The organism is Janthinobacterium algoris (assembly GCF_051380935.1).
In the GTDB taxonomy this organism is placed as follows: domain Bacteria; phylum Pseudomonadota; class Gammaproteobacteria; order Burkholderiales; family Burkholderiaceae_D; genus Janthinobacterium.
Genome location: NZ_JBNYXZ010000023.1, coordinates 63,541 through 81,065 on the forward strand (window position 1 = coordinate 63,541; position 17,525 = coordinate 81,065).

The 17,525-nt window shown below is 61.2% G+C and carries 13 protein-coding genes; 4 read left to right on the plus strand and 9 right to left on the minus strand.

The genetic code is table 11. The annotated features are described in order from the left end of the window. Positions 1-16: 16 nt before the first annotated feature. The 3 genes from ACQ4W7_RS25675 to ACQ4W7_RS25685 form a co-directional block, all read right to left on the minus strand. Positions 17-1,969, minus strand: a complete 1,953-nt coding sequence (locus ACQ4W7_RS25675) for an acid phosphatase (protein WP_436534270.1) — start codon at positions 1,967-1,969, stop codon at positions 17-19. Between the two features lie 94 nt (positions 1,970-2,063). Beyond that, on the minus strand, positions 2,064-4,214 hold the full coding sequence (locus ACQ4W7_RS25680) for an FUSC family protein (protein WP_436534272.1): 2,151 nt from the start codon (positions 4,212-4,214) through the stop codon (positions 2,064-2,066). 90 nt (positions 4,215-4,304) lie between these two features. Next, positions 4,305-5,993 carry a M14 family zinc carboxypeptidase gene (locus tag ACQ4W7_RS25685; protein WP_436534274.1) on the minus strand — a complete coding sequence of 563 codons (1,689 nt, stop codon included), beginning with the start codon at positions 5,991-5,993 and terminating at the stop codon, positions 4,305-4,307. A gap of 149 nt (positions 5,994-6,142) precedes the next feature. On the opposite strand from ACQ4W7_RS25685, the gene ACQ4W7_RS25690 reads away from it, so the two are divergent. Beyond that, positions 6,143-6,718, plus strand: coding sequence for a hypothetical protein (locus ACQ4W7_RS25690; protein WP_426074065.1), 576 nt, complete (start codon positions 6,143-6,145; stop codon positions 6,716-6,718). A gap of 68 nt (positions 6,719-6,786) precedes the next feature. Here the strand turns inward: ACQ4W7_RS25690 and ACQ4W7_RS25695 are convergent, their stop codons facing one another. The 6 genes from ACQ4W7_RS25695 to purB all read right to left on the minus strand — a co-directional run bounded on the left by ACQ4W7_RS25695 (position 6,787) and on the right by purB (position 12,979). Further along, positions 6,787-8,940, minus strand: a complete 2,154-nt coding sequence (locus ACQ4W7_RS25695) for a S46 family peptidase (protein WP_426074066.1) — start codon at positions 8,938-8,940, stop codon at positions 6,787-6,789. Between the two features lie 304 nt (positions 8,941-9,244). Next, positions 9,245-9,514 carry a GlsB/YeaQ/YmgE family stress response membrane protein gene (locus ACQ4W7_RS25700; protein ID WP_426074067.1) on the minus strand — a complete coding sequence of 90 codons (270 nt, stop codon included), beginning with the start codon at positions 9,512-9,514 and terminating at the stop codon, positions 9,245-9,247. Between the two features lie 165 nt (positions 9,515-9,679). Next, positions 9,680-10,255, minus strand: coding sequence for a YceI family protein (locus ACQ4W7_RS25705; protein ID WP_426053863.1), 576 nt, complete (start codon positions 10,253-10,255; stop codon positions 9,680-9,682). A 38-nt stretch (positions 10,256-10,293) separates the two neighbouring features. Next, positions 10,294-10,848 (minus strand): YceI family protein, encoded by a 555-nt coding sequence (locus ACQ4W7_RS25710; protein WP_426074068.1) that lies wholly within the window; start codon positions 10,846-10,848, stop codon positions 10,294-10,296. A gap of 40 nt (positions 10,849-10,888) precedes the next feature. Further along, the gene (locus tag ACQ4W7_RS25715) at positions 10,889-11,413 is read right to left on the minus strand and encodes a cytochrome b (protein ID WP_426074069.1); all 525 of its coding nucleotides are present in this window, start codon (positions 11,411-11,413) and stop codon (positions 10,889-10,891) included. Between the two features lie 186 nt (positions 11,414-11,599). Next, on the minus strand, positions 11,600-12,979 hold the full coding sequence (gene purB / locus ACQ4W7_RS25720; RefSeq protein ID WP_426074070.1) for an adenylosuccinate lyase: 1,380 nt from the start codon (positions 12,977-12,979) through the stop codon (positions 11,600-11,602). A gap of 277 nt (positions 12,980-13,256) precedes the next feature. On the opposite strand from purB, the gene ACQ4W7_RS25725 reads away from it, so the two are divergent. The 3 genes from ACQ4W7_RS25725 (at position 13,257) to ACQ4W7_RS25735 (ending at position 17,513) form a co-directional block, all read left to right on the plus strand. Then, complete coding sequence (locus ACQ4W7_RS25725) at positions 13,257-13,871, plus strand: glutathione S-transferase N-terminal domain-containing protein (RefSeq protein ID WP_436534278.1); 615 nt, start codon at positions 13,257-13,259, stop codon at positions 13,869-13,871. A gap of 7 nt (positions 13,872-13,878) precedes the next feature. Then, positions 13,879-14,907: a LacI family DNA-binding transcriptional regulator gene (locus ACQ4W7_RS25730; protein WP_436534280.1), complete on the plus strand. Its 1,029-nt coding sequence runs from the start codon at positions 13,879-13,881 to the stop codon at positions 14,905-14,907. Positions 14,908-15,218: 311 nt separating this feature from the next. Continuing rightward, the gene (locus tag ACQ4W7_RS25735; RefSeq protein WP_436534282.1) at positions 15,219-17,513 is read left to right on the plus strand and encodes a TonB-dependent receptor; all 2,295 of its coding nucleotides are present in this window, start codon (positions 15,219-15,221) and stop codon (positions 17,511-17,513) included. Positions 17,514-17,525 lie beyond the last annotated feature (12 nt).

Below are 17,525 nucleotides of genomic sequence, written 5' to 3' on the forward strand. Positions count from 1 at the left end.
TGCTGGCGGATGCGGATCAAGTGTCTAGACGCAATTGCAAACCCGTTGCCGTGTAGGTTGGCGTCACTTTAAAGCCGTCGACGCTGATCGTGTCGAACTTGCCTTTCAAGCTGGCAGCATTGATGACGCTCAAGGTGTCGCCTGCGGCCGGCTTGTAGCCATTCTGGAACGTCACGTTCAGGCTACCGCCCGCGACCGTCATCTGGCCCGTCACGCTCAATCGGCCACCCTGGCCGTTACCCAGTTTCAGCTCCAGCTTGCCTGTTGCCAGCTGCGTGTACCGGCCGGCCAGTGCCAGACCCGACTGGGCGTTGCTGACTACGGTTCCGCCGCTGACATACACATCGCCCTTGCCGAAGGCGGTGGCGGAGTTGGCTTCAAGGCGTCCCGCTTCCACGTGCGTTCCACCGCTCCAGCTATTGTTACCGCCCAGTTTCAGGGTGCCCGAGCCTTGCTTGTTCAGTTTGCCAGTGCCACTGATGTCGTTGCGCCAGCGGTCGACGGCATAAAAGCCACCCTTGGCCGCGTCCATGGCCACCACTACATTGCCGGTGAACACGGCATAGCCATCGGCAGCGGCAAACAGATTTAGGCGGCCCCAGCCTTCAGCATCGTCCATCACCGGGTAGCCCGATGGCAAGGCCGTGGTTTTCAGCACCACGCGGCGCTGCGCGTCGGACAGATACGGCAAACGCGTTTCCAACAGCACTTCCGCACCCTTCGGCACGACGGCCTGGGCATTGGCGGCGCCCGTCTGCGCGAAGCCGAAGGTCAGGCGACGGATATAGGCGGCCTTGGTGCTGGCGTAGTCCGAAAAACGGTCGTTGGCGATGGTGCCCGAATGGGCGTAGTCATAAAAGGTGTCGGCCGTGGTGCCCGTCCTGGCCATCAGGGTCGTGTGCGCCTGCGTCACGGCGGCAGCCTTGGTGGCGGCCGTGGCAGGGTCGAGCAGGTTGGCGGCGACGATGGCTTGCGCCTGAACGCGGCCGCTGATCACGTCGAGCGGCGAATGCATGCCGGCGATGATGCGGTTTTCACCCAGTTCCAGGCCCCGCGCCACCATTTCCTGGTAGCGCTCGGGCAAGGCATAGGCCATGCCCAGCGCGCCGCGTACGGCTTCGGCCGAATGGCCGCTGGTAAAGCCGCCATCGGTGGCCGGCGTGGCGCTCTTGGCCGGCACCAGGGCGGGAATCAGCACCACATTGCTGCTCCAGCGAAATGGCCGCGCATATTTGTAGAAGCGCTTGGCCGGTTCCGTGGAACCATTGTTGCCCATGGCATTGACGAGGCCAACCACAGTGCCGAATTCGGCATTGGTGCTGCCCGCCACGCCCGTGTTGCTGCCGCTGTCGTTGTAGAGCTTGCTTGTCGCGTCCGGCGCGATGTCGGTGATGCTGGTGGTCTGGCGTGCCGCGCTGCGCCAGGCGTCTGTCAGCGGACCCATGCCATCGGTGATGCTGTAGCCCTTGCCGCGGCGGTCGTCCAGGTAGGCGGCCAGTTCCTGCGCCGGCGTGCGGCTGGTGGTGGCTTTGATGACGAAATTGATGTTCGCGTTCTGCACGCTGGCATTGAGGATGGTGCCTCCAGGCGTGCCATCGTTGGGCACGCCCGTCCAGGTGGAGGGTACGACGGCGGGGAAACCGTCCACGGCCGGCGCGGAAACGCCGGCATCGACGATTTGCGTCAACGGTTTCCAGATGTCAAGCATGCCGATCAGCACGCGCACGCCAGCATTCGTGGCGGCCGTGGCATAGCGGGCGTCGCCGCGCTGGTTGCTGGCGATATTGTCGACAAAGGGGATGGCCGTGGCCGATGGCGGCGCCGTATCAGGCGCGCCCTGGTCGGCTGGCGCTGCTGGAATGACGAGCGCCGCTTCCCGGTGATCGGAACCGCCGCAAGCGGCAAGGGCGAGGGTGGCGCTGATGGCCAGCGCCAGTGGCAGGCGCCGGGTCAGGGGAGATGCGTGCATGATTACCTTGGCTGTAAGTGGAAAAACCATCGCAGCATAAAGAGCTCAGATGACCTCCTGATGACACCACTTACGCCTGGGCGGCCGAAAAATATTATCTGGGCGCCACGATATGCACGATCGCCGCGCTATGCACCACGATCTTGTCGGCATCGGCCTGCAACAGGCGAATGCGCCTTTTGACCAGCGGCCAGCCCGACCAGACCACTTCGCTGACGGGTGAAGCAGCAGGGGCGGCCAGCGGGGCACTGATGCTGGCCATGTTGTCGAGCTGCTCCAGCGCGCGCGACAGGGTCAAACACACTTGCGTATGGCTGTGGCTGAGCAAGGCGTTGACGGGTGCGACTGGCAGCTGGCTGGCATGGCGCCCCAGGATCGAGCGCAGTGCCGCCACGTGGGCTACCAATAAGTAGTTTTGCACGATGAACAGGTTGATGTCTTCCACGGCCCGCTGCTTGCTGGCCGGTTCGTCGAGCATGCGCACCAGTGCCGAGCTGAGCGCGGCCAGGCTATCCATCAGGCGCTTGCGCTCGATGCGGTAGGCGAAGTCATCGAAACATTTCCCCTGCAGCAGCGCGAAACTGGCCTGCATATAGCTCAAGTTTACATTCAGTACCTGGCGCACCAGCCGTGGCAGGCTCTGGTATTCCCAGTTGGCCAGCACGAAGCTGAACACGGTGGCCACCGCCGCGCCGATCAGGGTATCGATCAGGCGCTCACTGACCAGGTTCGGGTTGCTGGGCGCCACCAGGTGCATTTGCAGCAAGATCATCAGGCTGACAGCAATGGCCGTGTAGCGGTAGCGCAGATAGATGAAGGTGGGCGTGGCCACGATGGACAGGAACAAAATGGCCATCAGCACGATATTGCTGTGGACGAAGCGGATCACGATGGCCGTGATGACGCAGCCGATGATGGTGCCGATGATGCGGTCGGCGCGGCGCTGGCGCGTCATGCTGAACGTGGGGCGCAGGATGATGACGATGGTGAGCACGATCCAGTAGCTGTGCGCCGCGTACGGCAGCCACTGGCCAATTAGCAAGCCCACCGAGATGGCCATCGAGACGCGCAGGGCGAAGCGGAATATGGGCGAGTCCAGGCGCAGGTTGGACAGCAGGGTCTTGAATTCGTACTTTTGCTGCGACAGGAAGGGTGCCATGTCCGCGCCGCTCCAGAAAGGCACGTCGGCATAGACTGTTTGCGTGGCCAAATGCAGTTCGACTATCATCTTCAGAATGGCACGGATCTTGTTGCGCTGCGCGCGCAAGGTGGCCAGCGCTTCTTGCGTGTTGTCTCCTTTCGCTTGCAGGCGGGCAATTTCTGCTTCGATATCAAACCATTCCTTGTCATAGCTGATCTGCGCATACGAGGCGCGCTTGCGCGTGACGGCGTAAGCGACGGATTCGATGTCGCGCGCCGCCTTGTAGGCGAGGTCGTGCAAGGATTTCAAGACGTCGGAGTCGGCCAGGTGCTGGCGCAGCAGCGCGTAATCGGTGTGCGTGGAAAGGATCAGTTCATATAAATCCAGCATGCACACATGCACTTGCACGACGATGGCATCCTTGCTGTTCTTGTGGCTGCGCAAGATCAAGTCGCGCGACGCCTGCTGACGGTCGGCCAAAATGCTTTGATGGCGCACCAGCTTGTTGAACTGTTCCGTCAAATTAAAACGCGTGTCGTAGAAATCGGCCTTGATGTCGATGTAGGTCGCCAGTTCGAACAGCGCTTCGGCCAGCACTTGCTGTTTAATGCGGTGGCGCAAAACCCAGGCGATGGCCATGGCGTAGGCCAGATAAATCAAGCCGCCGAGCATGAACAGGCCCGCGTGGTGGAACGATTGCTGCCACGTCATCTGGTGCTCCATCGACATAGTCATGATGAACAGGGCGGCCAGTTGCAAGGGCATGGATTTCTTGCCGTATACCACCATCATGCTGGCGAGGAAACTCACCAGCACGAGCACCGTCATCAAAAGCCACTGCACCGGTCCGCACAGGCTGATGAGTAAAGTGACGGCGCTGCACAGCAGCACCGAGGCCAGCATCTCGTTGAACTTGTGACGCAGCGGGCTGGGCATATCCATCAGGGTCGTGCACAGGGCGCCGATGCACACCGTCATGGCGGTGGCGCTGTCGCTGATTTCCTGGACCAGCAAGGCCAGGCCGACCAGGCCGATGGCCACGCGCAAGCCCAGGTAAAAATAATGGCTGTAAATAAAGGTGCGCAGGTTCAGTGCGTAGTGCATGGGATTACCTTGTGGGTAGGGCACAGAAAGAGGCGCCGCAGCGGGGTTTCCGATGCGGCGCCAGGATGTTGCATTCGCTACAGCCCCGAGTTACATCAGGGCAATGACCGGGTAACGCCGCCATTCCGGTTCGGCAAAGCGCTGGCAGTTGGCGAAGATGAAGTCGAGCACGGCTTCCTGATTGCTCAGCAAGGCTGGGTTCGCTGCTTTCCACTCGGCAAACTTGGCCGCCAGCGCCGGCTCATCGCGCAGCAGCTCGGAGGCCATGTCTTCGAACACGTAATCGGAAAACGCTTCCTTCTTTTCCAGCACGCTGTTGAAGAAGCCCCAGCGGAAGAAGCTGTCGTGTGCCTGCGGTTCCAGGGTTTCCACGGCGTAGCGCGCGTTGTCTTGCTCCAGGCTGATGACATAATCGCCCGCCTGCACGCTGAACTGGCCCGTGCGCGCTTCCACGTCCACTGTCTCGTGGAACATGTGGCCTTCGTAGGCGGTGGCGCGCGTGCCGACGTTGGTGATGTGGTAGTAGCGCGCCGTTAAGGTCTGTTCTGCGGTGATGCGGCTCATTTCGACACCGTTCCAGCGCAGCCGCTCGATCACTTCGCGCCAGGCTTGCGGCACGACATAGGCTTTCGGCGCGGCGACGGTGACGTCCGCATCGAAGCGGTTGTAGTAGGGGATATCGCGTTCCCACGGCTGCGAGCGGTCATACGACAGGCGCTGGTAGTCGCCCAGGAGACTCGGCGTGTATTGTGCCGCATAGCCCTTGAAGGGGAAGGTCGACGGCTGTTCTTCGTTCATGCTCCAGTGGATCGGCCACTCGGCTTGCGTGCGTCCGGCAGCCTTGGCTTGTGCGCGCAGTTGTTTGATCTGCTCGCCATGCTGCACGGTAAACGCCATGGTGATGTCGAGCAGGGCGCGCATGGAAGCGTAGCGGTCGGCAAACGGTTTCAGCATGTGCGTTTCCGGCATGAAACCGATGACGTGATGCAGGGCCGCAAAACCTGTCGAGAAACGCGGTACTTCGAGGAATTCGGCGATGCCGTGGTCCGGACTATCCTTGACGGGATTCACATATGGGCAGGTCGGCCAGCCCGCTTGTTCCATGCGCGCAAAGATGTGCGGCAGCATGGTGTCTTGCAGGAAGGGGCCCAGTCCATTGCCCAGCTTATCTGTCTGTGTGTGGATCAGGGTCATCGTGTACGGGTAATCGGCGCCGTTCGACGTATGCGTGTCGACCATGACGTCCGGGTCCCAGCTGGCCAGCAAGCGGTTGAACACTTGCGCGTTCAGGCTGTCGCACTTGATGAAATCGCGGTTCAGGTCCAAGTGGCGGCTGTTGCCGCGGAAACCGAATTGCTCCGGCCCATCCTGGTTCACGCGCGAGGTATTGGCGCGGTTCAGGCTGCCGTCAACGTTGTAGATCGGAATGAAAAGCAGCACGGTGCTGCCCAGCGCCGCCAGACGCTCGGGCTGCGTGCAGAGGTCGCGCACGATGGCCATGCAGGCATCGATGCCTTCCGGTTCGCCCGGGTGGATGCCGTTGTTGTTGAAGAACACAGTGCGGCCTGCGCGCTTGATCTGTTCGCGGTCAAACACGCCGTCCGTGCTGACGACGCCAGCGTGGATGGGCACGCCCGAGTCGGACAGGCCGATCTGTTCGAAATGCAGCACCTGCGGGTAGCGTGCGGCGAGATCCTTGTAGAAAGTGATGCATTCCAGCCAGGTCGTGGTCTGGTTCTGGTTACCGAGTTCGTAGGTCGTGCGCAAGTCTGGTGGCATAGCGGTCTGAGTCTGGGAGGGGGAAGGCGCGCTGGGTAAGTACGCCCGCTAGGGGCCAATTGTAGCACCGGCGCTTCTGCCTTGAGGCGCCGCAGGGCTTGTTGCAGTACTTGTGTTATGAATACGTTTCGCGCGCGAGGGGAGGCGGCATGGGCAAGGCAGTGATGGCAGCGATGGCGGCGCTGATGTGGTGGGCTTGCCTGGCGGCACAGGCGGCGCCGTTGCGCTTGCCGGTGAGCAAGGAACCCGTGACGCAGGGCGGCTCCGTCACGGCCAACGCGCAGGGCGCGCTGATACGTTACCGGGGCTGGCTGCTGGCCGTCGATGGCGCAGTGCCGGAAGAACGGCCTGACGTCTTGCTGACGTCGGCCGATGCGCGCCAGGCGCCGCAACTGCAGATCGGCCCCACGCGGCGTGCCTTGCCCCCGTGGTCAGTCTTCGAGCTCGTCAAGGGAAGCACGCGCTTGCGCATCACGGCGCTGCCGGGGCCTGAGGCTCCCGCGCTGCTGCTGGACTTTGGCGATAGCGACTACCGTATCGTGATTCCCGCCGCCCGCATCGAGCGGCCAGCCTATCAGCTGCTGGCGCAGCGCTTTCCCGGCGCCGACCTGGCCTTGCTGCTGCAGGATGGCCGGCGCGTGATGCTGCCGCTGGGACGCAGTCGGGCGCAGGTGTTTGGCGCGGAGCAAGCCGTGCCATACCGTTTTACCAAAGTAAAACGTTAGGCGAAAAAAAGCCACTCCCGCAGGAGTGGCTCAGCTTAAAGCGCCCGTTGCCGGGTCATTGCTTCTTGTTATTCAGCGCCCATTTCTTTCAGCAGCTTGTCTGCGTGGTCGATGTGTTTCATGTTCCACAGCATGTAGCGCAGGTCGACCTGGATCGAACGGGTGTTGGCCTTGTTGTAATCCCAATCGGAAATGATCGAGTCCAGCGTGCCGTCGAAGGCCAGGCCGATGAATTCGCCTTTGGCGTTCAGGGCAGCCGAACCGGAGTTGCCGCCGGTGATGTCCAAAGTGGCCAGGTAGTCGACCGGCACGGTTTTCAGCTTCGGATCGACGAATTTACCGAAGTCCTTGGCTTTGATCGCGGCCAGCTGATTTGCTGGTGCATTGAACTCGCCCTGGCCCGTGGCTTTGGCAACGACGCCATTGACGGTAGTGAACGCGGTCCAGGTGGTGCCGTCGGCGCCGTGGTCACGGCCGGCCACTTTGCCGAACGTCACGCGCAGGGTGCTGTTGGCGTCAGGATACACGGCTTGCCCCTTGCTCTTCATGAAGGCGATCTTGGCTTTCATGTAGTTGGCGTAGGCTTGCTGGATCTTGCCTGCCAGTTCTTCGTCTTCCGCTTCGTTTTTCAGCGAATCAGGGTACATGGCAACGGCTGCCTGGATGAAGCTGTCCTTGCTAGCCTGGAATTCAGCTGGCGTGCGTTTCAGCCATGCTGCGCGCTCTTCCTTGTCGCCCAGCTTACTGCCCGCATACAGCTTGTCCAGGGCGGCGGACAAGTCGGCTGGCGACATGCCATCCTTGATGCCGATGGCGGCGTCGAAGCTGGCGCGGCGTTGTGCTGCCGGTTGCGCGGCGTACTTGGTCAGGCTGTTCAGTACCAGCGCTTTGTCGACTTTTTCATCGTAGGTGCGCTCGACCGCGGTGATGCCCGCTTCCATGCGTGGCAAATCGCGCGTCTGGTAGCCGGACTTGCGTTCCGTATCGGCCTTGGTGCTTTCGTTGGACAGGCGGTACAGGCTGCGTGCCGTGTTCAGCAGACGTGGCTGTGCGTAGCTCAGGAAGAAGTCGCGTTTGGTGTCGGCATCGCGTTCGGCGATCAGCTTTTCCACTTGCTCGATATCGCCGGCAAATTCCGCCTTGCGTGCAGGATTGGCGTTGACCCAGGTTTTCAGGGCTTCGTGTTGCGTCGTCTTGCGTGCCAGGAAGTCGCTGCCGGCGTAGGAATCGAGCATGCCTTGGCGGTTCTTGTAGTAATTGTTCACGCCGGCAACTTGACCCGCGTATTTCAGGGCAACATCCTTGTTGTCCTTGGTTTCACGCGCGATGATGGCCAGGGTTTCGCCCGACGCTTTCACGAAGGCCGGGTAGTTCCAGTCAAACGTGAACGCCACTTCCGAGGGCAAACGGTGACGGTTGGTGCGGCCAGGGTAGCCCAGCGCCATCACGAAATCGCCTTCTTTCAAGCCATCCTTGGCCAGTTTCAGCACGTGTTTTGGCTGGTAAGGTACGTTGTCCTTGCTGAAGTCGGCAGCTTTGCCGTCGCGGCTGACGTAGGCGCGGTAGAAACCGTAGTCGCCTGTGTGGCGTGGCCACATCCAGTTGTCGGTGTCGCCGCCGAATTTACCTACGCCCGCTGGTGGCGCGTGTACCAGGCGCACGTCGCGGATTTCCAATTGCTTGATCAGGTAGAACTCCAGGCCGCCGTAGTAGCTCGACACGGTGCAGCGGAAGCCGGCTTCTTTTTCGCATTCGGCGACCAGTTTCTTCTGGTTTTTCTCGATCGCGTCGATGCGTGCCTTGCCTTGCAGCTTGGCTACGTCGGCGGTGATGATCTTGTCGCTGACATTGGTTACGGCCGAGGTGACGAAGATGCGGCTGCCTGGGGCGGCCGGCAATTCTTCAGCGAAAGTCTTGGCCAGGAAACCGTTGGCCAGCAAATCGCGCTCCTTGGTCGAATTGACCGCCACGCTGTTGTAGACGCAATGGTGGTTGGTGGCAACCAGGCCTTGCGGCGAGACGAACGAGGCCGAGCAACCGCCCAGGCTGACGATGGCGCCCATCGGGAACTCGGTCAGTTTGGTCAGGGTGGTCGGATCGAGTTTCAGTCCGGCTGCTTTCAGTTCCTTGGCTACTTGTGGCAGCTGTTGGGGCATCCACATGCCTTCGTCGGCGTGTGCGAAGTTGCTCAGGATGGCGAGCGCGATGAGAGATTTTTTCATTCGAGTTCTGTTCTTTTAGATGTAGGGAAGTCGGAATCAGCGGAGTACCCGCTGATTTGTGCAGCGGGCGACCTAGAGTATCCGTATCGAACTCGTACTAGTCAATCACATTTTCCGGACGGCATGTTCTTGCATGGTTGCTTAAATGGCATGGTTCTTCGTGGTGTAGGGGCAGGAACCGGCCGCCAGCCCGCATTTTCCCGTGCGGCTGCCGTGGTATTGTCCATACATGTCTTGGCGGCAATAAAAATGGCCGGGCGCTTGCGCGGCCCGGCCATTTGCTGATGCGCTACTATTTATCTGCTTAGCGTATTTTGCCGCGGCGCAAAAGATTCACGATGCCCAGCAGGATCACGGCGCCCAGGAACGAGACCAGCAAAGCAGACAGGCTGAAATTGTCGCTATTGATGGTGCCCGTGCCGAACAGGGGCGCCAGCAGCCAGCCGCCCAGGAAGGCGCCCACGATGCCGACGACGATATTGAGGAAGATGCCCTGTTGCGCATCCGTTTTCATGATCATGCTGGCGAGCCAGCCGATGACGCCGCCAATAACGATCCAGATAATGAAATTCATGTAGTCCTCCGCGCGATGGGTGAGTGGGGTTTCATGTCAGAACAACATCATGCCAATGGATAGTGATACAGCACGATAGAAAAGTCCAGCGGATTTGCGCTGTGCATGCAAAAGCCCGCCTGGCTGCGGGCAGCGAGGCGGGCTTGTCATGTGGCAAGGTCTTGTTTAGTCAGCCTTGATCGCTTCGACCTGGATGGCCAGCTTGACTTCCGGCGAGAACGCCGGCATGCCGTAGTTCAGGCCAAAGTCGCTGCGCTTGAATTCCGCGCTGGCATCGGCGCCGCACACTTCGCGCTTGTAGCGCGGGTGCATGATGCACTTGAATTTGCTCACATTCAATTTGACGGGCTTGGTCACGCCCAGCAGGGTCAGTTCGCCATCGACTTCCACCAGTTGATCACCGTTGAACTTGAACGACTTGCTCTTGTAGGTGATTGCCGGGAATTTTTCCACGTTGAACATGTCCGCTTTTTTCGCATGCGTGTTCATGGCGTCGAGGCCGAAATCGATCGAATCGGCATCGATGACCAAGTCCAGGCTGCCCGTCTTGGCGGCACGGTCCAGGGTCACGGTTCCCTTGGTCTTGTTGAACTTGCCGCGCCAGACGGACATGCCCATGTGATCGGCTTCAAAGCTGGGGAAGGTGTGCGTCGGGTCGAGGTTGTAGGTGTCGGTAGCGGCCATGGCCGAACCCGCGCCGGCGGCTGCCAGCACGGCGATCATCAAGTGCTTGAATTTCATTGAATTCCTAATTAAGTTAAACAACAGATTTTCGGGTGTTACTGAGCAGAAACATGGAATTTGATGGTGACCTCGTCCGCAACCATGCTCGTGTCTTTCCACTCGCCTTCGCCGATGTTATAAGTCAGGCGTTTGATTGGCAGGGCGCCGTCGAAGGCATATTTGCCGCCGTCGGCTTTCACCGTCAGGGGGAAGGTCACGTCGGTCGTCTTGCCTTTGATGCTCAGCTTGCCGCTCACCGTCAGCTTGCCCGCGCCGGCGGCCTTGATGCTGCTCGAGACAAAGGTGGCTTTCGGGAATTGGGCCGCGTTGAACCATTCTTTCTTGGCCACTTCCTTGTTGTACTCGGGGTCGCCGATATCGATACTGGCCGTGTCGATTTCCACCGACGCTTTCGAGGCGTCCGGCGTGGCCGGGTTGTAATCGATGGCGATATTGAATTTCTTGAACTTCGCTTCCACGGGCACGTTCATTTGCTTGAACACGGCTGACACGCTGGTCTTGGCGGGATCGACTTTCAGCAGGGTGGCGGCGGTGGCGGCCACGGACAGCCCCAGCAGGGAAGCGAGGACGATGCGTTGGGTGGTTTTCATCTTATTTTTCCTGGAGTTTCAGTGAGCAAGGGGAAGAACGTTAAGGCAGCATGCGCTTGAGCACGCCATCGCGGTCGATGAACTGGTGCTTCAGCGCTGCCAGCACATGGGCGGCCACGGCGGCGGCCATCGTCATGTTCAGAACATAATGAATCTCTTTTAAAAGTGGCTTAAGTTCCGGGTTCGGCGCCATGATGACCGGCAGCTGGAACAGGCCCAGATAGACCACCGGCACGCCGGCGGCCAGGGTGTACAGGTAGCCGGAGACGGGCACGGCGAAGATCAGGATGTACAGCAGCACATGCATGGCGTCGGCCGCCTTCTTTTGCCAGACAAGCATGCTGGCCGGGTGCGGCGGCGGCACGTTGGCCTTGCGCCACAGCAGACGGATGGCGGCGATGGCCAGCACGGTCACGCCCAGCCACTTGTGCCAGGAGAAATATTTGAGCTTGGTGGGCGTCAGGCCCGGAATGTCTGTCATGACCAGGCCCATGACAAAGGCGCTGATGATCAGCAGGGCCGTCAGCCAGTGCAGGAGGATGGCGGTGGTGGTGTAGCGTTGCATCGGCGGCTTTCTTGAAAATAGTACGCATTAGGACTAATTCGGCCTAATATACCAAAGAAAAGCAAATTGCGCTGCGTGCTGCAGATTCTACAAGAAAGATTGCCGGAAAAACCGCGGGGCGGGCAGCATTTGTGTGCTGGCCGCCCCGCGGGAGTGGATCTGCTTGATCCAGGTACAGATTGTGGCTTAGATTGCCTTGGCCAGTTGCGCCGCGATACCGATGTAGTTACCCGGCGTCATGGTCAAGAGCACGTCTTTGGCATCTTGCGGAATGGCCAGGCCATTGACGAAGGTTTGCAGCGCTTCTTTCGAGATGCCCTTGCCGCGCGTCAGCTCTTTCAGCTGCTCGTACGGATTTTCGATGCCATAGCGGCGCATCACGGTTTGTACAGGCTCGGCCAGCACTTCCCAGGTGGCGTCCAGGTCTTGCGCCAGGCGCGCGTGGTTTACTTCCAGCTTGTTCAGGCCGCGCAGGCAGCTGTCATAGGCCAGCAGGGTGTAGCCCAGGCCCACGCCGATATTGCGCAGTACGGTCGAATCGGTCAGGTCGCGCTGCATGCGCGAGACGGGCAGTTTTTCCGACAGATGTTTCAGGATGGCATTGGCCAGGCCCAGGTTGCCTTCCGAGTTTTCGAAGTCGATCGGGTTGACCTTGTGCGGCATGGTCGACGAGCCGATTTCTCCCGCTTTCAGTTTTTGCTTGAAGTAGCCCAGCGACACATACGTCCAGATGTCACGGTTCAAGTCCAGCAAGATCGTGTTGACGCGCGCGAAGGCGTCGAACAGTTCGGCCATGTAGTCATGCGGCTCGATCTGGATGGTGTACGGGTTGAATACCAGGCCCAGGCGCTGTTCAATCACGGCCTGCGAGAACGCCGGCCAGTCGAAGCCCGGATAGGCCGACAGGTGGGCGTTATAGTTGCCGACGGCGCCATTCATCTTGCCGAGGATTTCCACTTGTTCGATGCGCTTGACGGCGCGCTGCAAACGGGCCACGACGTTGGCCATTTCCTTGCCCAGGGTGGTCGGGCTGGCCGTCTGGCCGTGCGTGCGCGACAGCATTGGCACGTCGGCATTGTCGTGCGCGATCTGCGTCAGCTTGGCTACCAGGCCGTTCAAGGCTGGCAGCATCACGCCATCGCGCGCGGCTTTCAGCATCATGCCGTGCGAGGTGTTGTTGATGTCTTCCGAGGTACAGGCGAAATGGATGAATTCCGACGCCGCCACCAGTTCCGGCACGTCCGCCACTTGTTCCTTCAGCCAGTACTCGACAGCCTTGACGTCATGGTTGGTGACCGCTTCGATGGCCTTGATGCGGGCCGCATCGGCTTCCGAGAAATCGGCCGCCATCTTGTCGAGCAGGGCGCTCGCCTCTGCCGAGAAAGGCTTGATTTCAGCGAAACCGGCTTGCGACAGCGCTTGCAGCCAAGAGATTTCCACTTTCACGCGGTGGTGCATGAAACCGGCTTCGGACAGGATCGGGCGCAGCAGATCGGTCTTGCTGGCGTAGCGGCCATCGAGCGGAGACAGGGCCGACAGCGTGGAATACGGAGGTGTAGAAGTCATGAGAGCGGACGCAAGTTAAAGAAACGGTTGGCGTGTGGCGCGCGGGGAGGGCAGGTCTATTGCAATACAGCAACACTGGCGGCGCCACAGTAAAGGGCGATTTTACCACCGCTGGCCGCTGGTCAGCCGTCCGTTGGCCGCCGGCACGCCGCATTTTGGCCGAATCCGGCCCCGATGCGGCGTGCCTGCCACACCCTGGAGACCGCTGGGCGCGTACTGCCAAACGCCGCTGCCGCCGATGCTATACTGCTTGCTGCTCCTTTACCTTAAAGTACCTATGAAACTGATCGGTTCCCTCGCCAGCCCGTATGTCCGCAAAGCCCGTATCGTGCTGGCGGAAAAAAAGCTCGACTATGTCTTCGAGCTGGAAAACGTGTGGGCGCCGGAAACCCGCATCGCCCAGGCCAATCCGCTGGGCAAGGTGCCCTGCCTGGTGATGGAGGATGGCAGCACGCTCATCGATTCGAAAGTCATCGTCGAATACCTCGACACGCTCACGCCCGTGTGCAAGCTGCTGCCGGCCGGCGGCAATGGCCGCGAGCGGGCTGATATCAAGAACTGGGAAGCGCTGGCCGACGGCATCCTCGATGCGGGCGTGCTGGTGCGCCTGGAGCGCACGCAGCGCCCGCCCGAGCAGCAAAGCTCGGTCTGGATTGCGCGCCAGCTCGACAAGATCACGCTGGGCCTGGCGGCGCTGGAGGCGCGCCTGGGCGAGAGCGCGTATTGCGCCGGCAAGAACTACACCTTGGCCGACGTGGCCGTGGGCTGCACCCTGGGCTGGCTCAGCTTCCGCTTCCCGGAAATCGACTGGCGCGCGGACCATCCCGCGCTGGCGCGCCTGTTCGACAAATTGTCCGAGCGGCCATCGTTCAAGGACACCGTGCCGCAGTGAGCGTACGATGACCGGGACAGATTCGAAGGCGCAGCAACGCCTGCAGATGGCCGATATCGCGCGCCTGGCCGGCGTGTCCACGTCCACCGTGTCGCGCGCGCTGAGCGGCAGTTCGCTGGTCAACGAAGAGACGCGCGCGCGCGTCATCGCGCTGGCCCGTTCGCTCAAGTATTCCATCAATATCGGCGCGCAAAACCTGCGCCTGAAACAGAACCGCACGGTCGGCGTGGTGGTGCCGTATGACGCGGCCACGCGCCAGCACCTGTCCGATCCTTTTTTCCTGAGCATGCTGGGCAGCCTGGCCGATGCGCTGACGGAGCAGGGCTTCGACATGCTCATTTCGCGCGTGGATGCCGAAACGCTCGATGCGGCCGCCCAGTCCTTCGACAGCGGCCGCGTGATCGGCATCATCCTGATCGGCCAGTGGCGCCACCATGAACAACTGAACCAGCTGGCCGCGCGCCAGGTGCCCATCGTCGTGTGGGGCGCGCAATTGCCGCAGCAGCTGTATTGCACCGTCGGCGGCGATAACATCGCCGGCGGCAGGCTGGCGACGGAACACTTGCTGGCGGCGGGACGCCGGCGCATCGCTTTTTTTGGCGACGCCAAGCTGCCCGAAGTGGCGCAGCGCCACCAAGGTTATGCGCAGGCGCTGGCCGCGCGGGGACTGGCGCCCGACCCGCAACTGTACGTGGCCGGCTCCTTCCTGCCGCAGGGTGGCGCGACGGACGTGCAGGAACTGCTGGACCGCCACCTGCCGTTCGACGCCATCTTTGCCTGCAGTGACTTGCTGGCCATGAGTGCCATCAGCGCCCTGCGCGCGCGCGGCGTGGCCGTGCCGGAACAGGTGGCCGTGGTCGGCTACGACGATATCGAACTGGCCGCGTATTTCCATCCGCCGCTGACCACCGTGCGCCAGCCGATCCGCGCCGCCGGGCGCGCGCTGGTGGCCTCGCTGCTGGCGCTGGTCGACGGCGCGCCGGCGCCATCCCAGCAATTGCCAACTGAGCTGATCGTGCGCGCCTCGGGCCGCTGAGGTGCGTATGCCCATCGATTGCAACCGATTGCAATAATTTAAAATTTATCCTTATATTTTCATGCTGTTGTGCAGCATGAAAAGCGCTGTGTGCTCAGCGTATAAGCGCTGTTTACCTCTGTAATTCCCATATTATTCTCTTAAAAACAACATAATTCCCATGTTGCAGTGCTCTATTGCAATCGATTGCAATAAATTCTTATTCGTTGAATAATGACGTACCGGCACAGCCAGCGCGCCACGGCATGCAGCGGCCAGGACTCATAACAAGCGGATACCTCGACGTATCGGCGTACAACACTGGAGACAAGATGAAGACACGTACTGCTCAACGCGGCTGCATGGCCGCAGCCGTTGCCCTGGCCATGCTGCAATGGGGCGCCGTCCAGGCGCAATCGGCCGGCGACACCGCCAGCGCCACCCCCGCCGATGGCCTGAACCTGGAACGTATTGTCGTTACGGGCACCACCGGCGGCACGTCGAAAATGAAATCGAGCAATTCCGTCAGCAGCATGGAACTCGACACCATCCTGCACAACGCGCCCACCAGCGCCGCCGAAGTCCTGCGCTCGGTGCCGGGCTTGCGGGCCGAGTCCTCGGGCGGCGAAGGCAATGCCAACATCACCGTGCGCGGCCTGCCCATTTCCGCAGGCGGCGCGCGCTATGTGCAGATCCAGGAAGACGGCTTGCCGGTGCTGCAGTTCGGCGACTTCAACTTCACCACGCCCGACAGTTTCGTCAAGATCGATTCCACGCTCGACCATCTGGAAGTGGTGCGCGGCGGCTCGGCCTCCACCCTGGCCACCAATTCGCCGGGCGGCATCATCAATTTCATCAGCAAGAACGGCAAGGAGCAGGGCGGCAGCGTGGCCATCAGCCGCGGCCTTGGCTACGACCAGACGCGTGTGGACTTCGATTACGGCGCGCCGATTTCCGAGCGCACGCGCTTCTTCATCGGCGGCTCCTGGCGCACGGGTGAAGGCATCCGCCACAGTGGCGTCAACAGCGAAAAGGGCGGCCAGATTCGCGGCAATCTCACGCATGAATTCGACAGCGGCTTCGTGCGCCTGTCGTTCAAGCACCTCGACGACCAGTCGCCCACGGCCTTGCCGGTGCCGGTCAGCGTGCGCAATGGCCGCATCGCGGAAATCGCCGGCATCGACCCGCGCAAGGCCAGTTTCTATTCGCCGTACTGGGTGCCCGACATGGTGCTGAACAAGGATAACCAGCGCGTGACCACCCGCGTCAATGACGGCTTGCACGTCAAAAGCGATACCGTGGGTGTGGAAGCGTCGTTCAAGCTGGGGCAGGGCTGGAGCGTGAGCGAAAACTTCCGCTACGCTGACAATTCGGGCCGCTTCACGGGCGTGTTCCCGTCGAATAACGGCAGCGAGGGCAACTATGTGTTTGCCAGCGGCCCGAATCGGGGCAAGCCTTACACCGGCCGCGCGTTTTCCGCCGTGGTGTTCAATACCTCGATCGACGACGCCAGTAATACCCTGAGCGACACCAAGCTGGCCAAGACTTTTGTGCTCGACAGCGGCAAGCTGACCACCACGGCCGGCCTGTACTTGTCGCAGCAAAAGCTGGGCCTGACCTGGAACTTCAATGAATACCTGATGCAGGCCACGGGCGACCAGCCGGCGCTGCTGCAGACGGTCAGCGGCACGCCGGGCTACATCGGTCCGGCCTTCGGCGCCTGCTGCTCGCGTGCCGTCGACATGGAGTACCGTACGACGTCACCGTACCTGAACCTGGCCTGGGAAAGCGGCGCGCTGAATCTCGACGGCGGCTTGCGGCGCGACCGCCAGCATGCCAGCGGCACGGCCAATCAAGCCACCGGCGCGCAAGCCTACCTGCCGTCGACGGTGCAGCAGGTCGACTACACCTTGGGCCACACCTCGTACTCGCTGGGCGCGAACTACAAGCTGCAAGCCAACCTGGCCGTGTTTGCCCGCGTCAGCGAAGGCGTGGCTTTGAATGCCGACCGCATCCTGTTCGGCACGCCGCTCGATGGCAGCGTGCCGGTGGCCATCAACACCGTGCGCCAGCTCGAAGGCGGCGTGAAATGGCGGCAGGGACCGCTGAGCACCTTTGTCACCGTGTTCCAGGCCAAGACCAAGGAAAGCAATTACGAAGCGACTACCCAGCTGCGCACGGCCAACAGTTATGAAGCCAAGGGCGTGGAGCTGGAAGCGGCCTACAGCGCCGGTGACTTCCGCATGAATGGCGGCCTGACGTTCACGGATGCCGAGATCACGGGCACGGCGGCGGCCGACGTGGCGCTGATCGGCAATACGCCGCGGCGCCAGGCGCGTGTCGTCTATCAGCTCGCGCCCACCTATGAGTGGGGGCCTGCCACTTTTGGCGCCAGCCTGATCGGCACGGGCAAGTCGTGGGGCGACGATGCGCACACGATCACCTTGCCCGCCTATCAGGTGCTCAATGCCTTCGTCAATTACCAGCTCACGCCGCAAATGCAGGTGGCGCTGACGGCGAACAATCTGCTCAACAAGATCGGCTATACGGAAGTCGAGGGCGATGGCCATGCGGCCCGCTCGATCACGGGGCGCGCCGTCAAGGTCAGCCTGAAATACGCATTTTAAGCAAAGATAGGA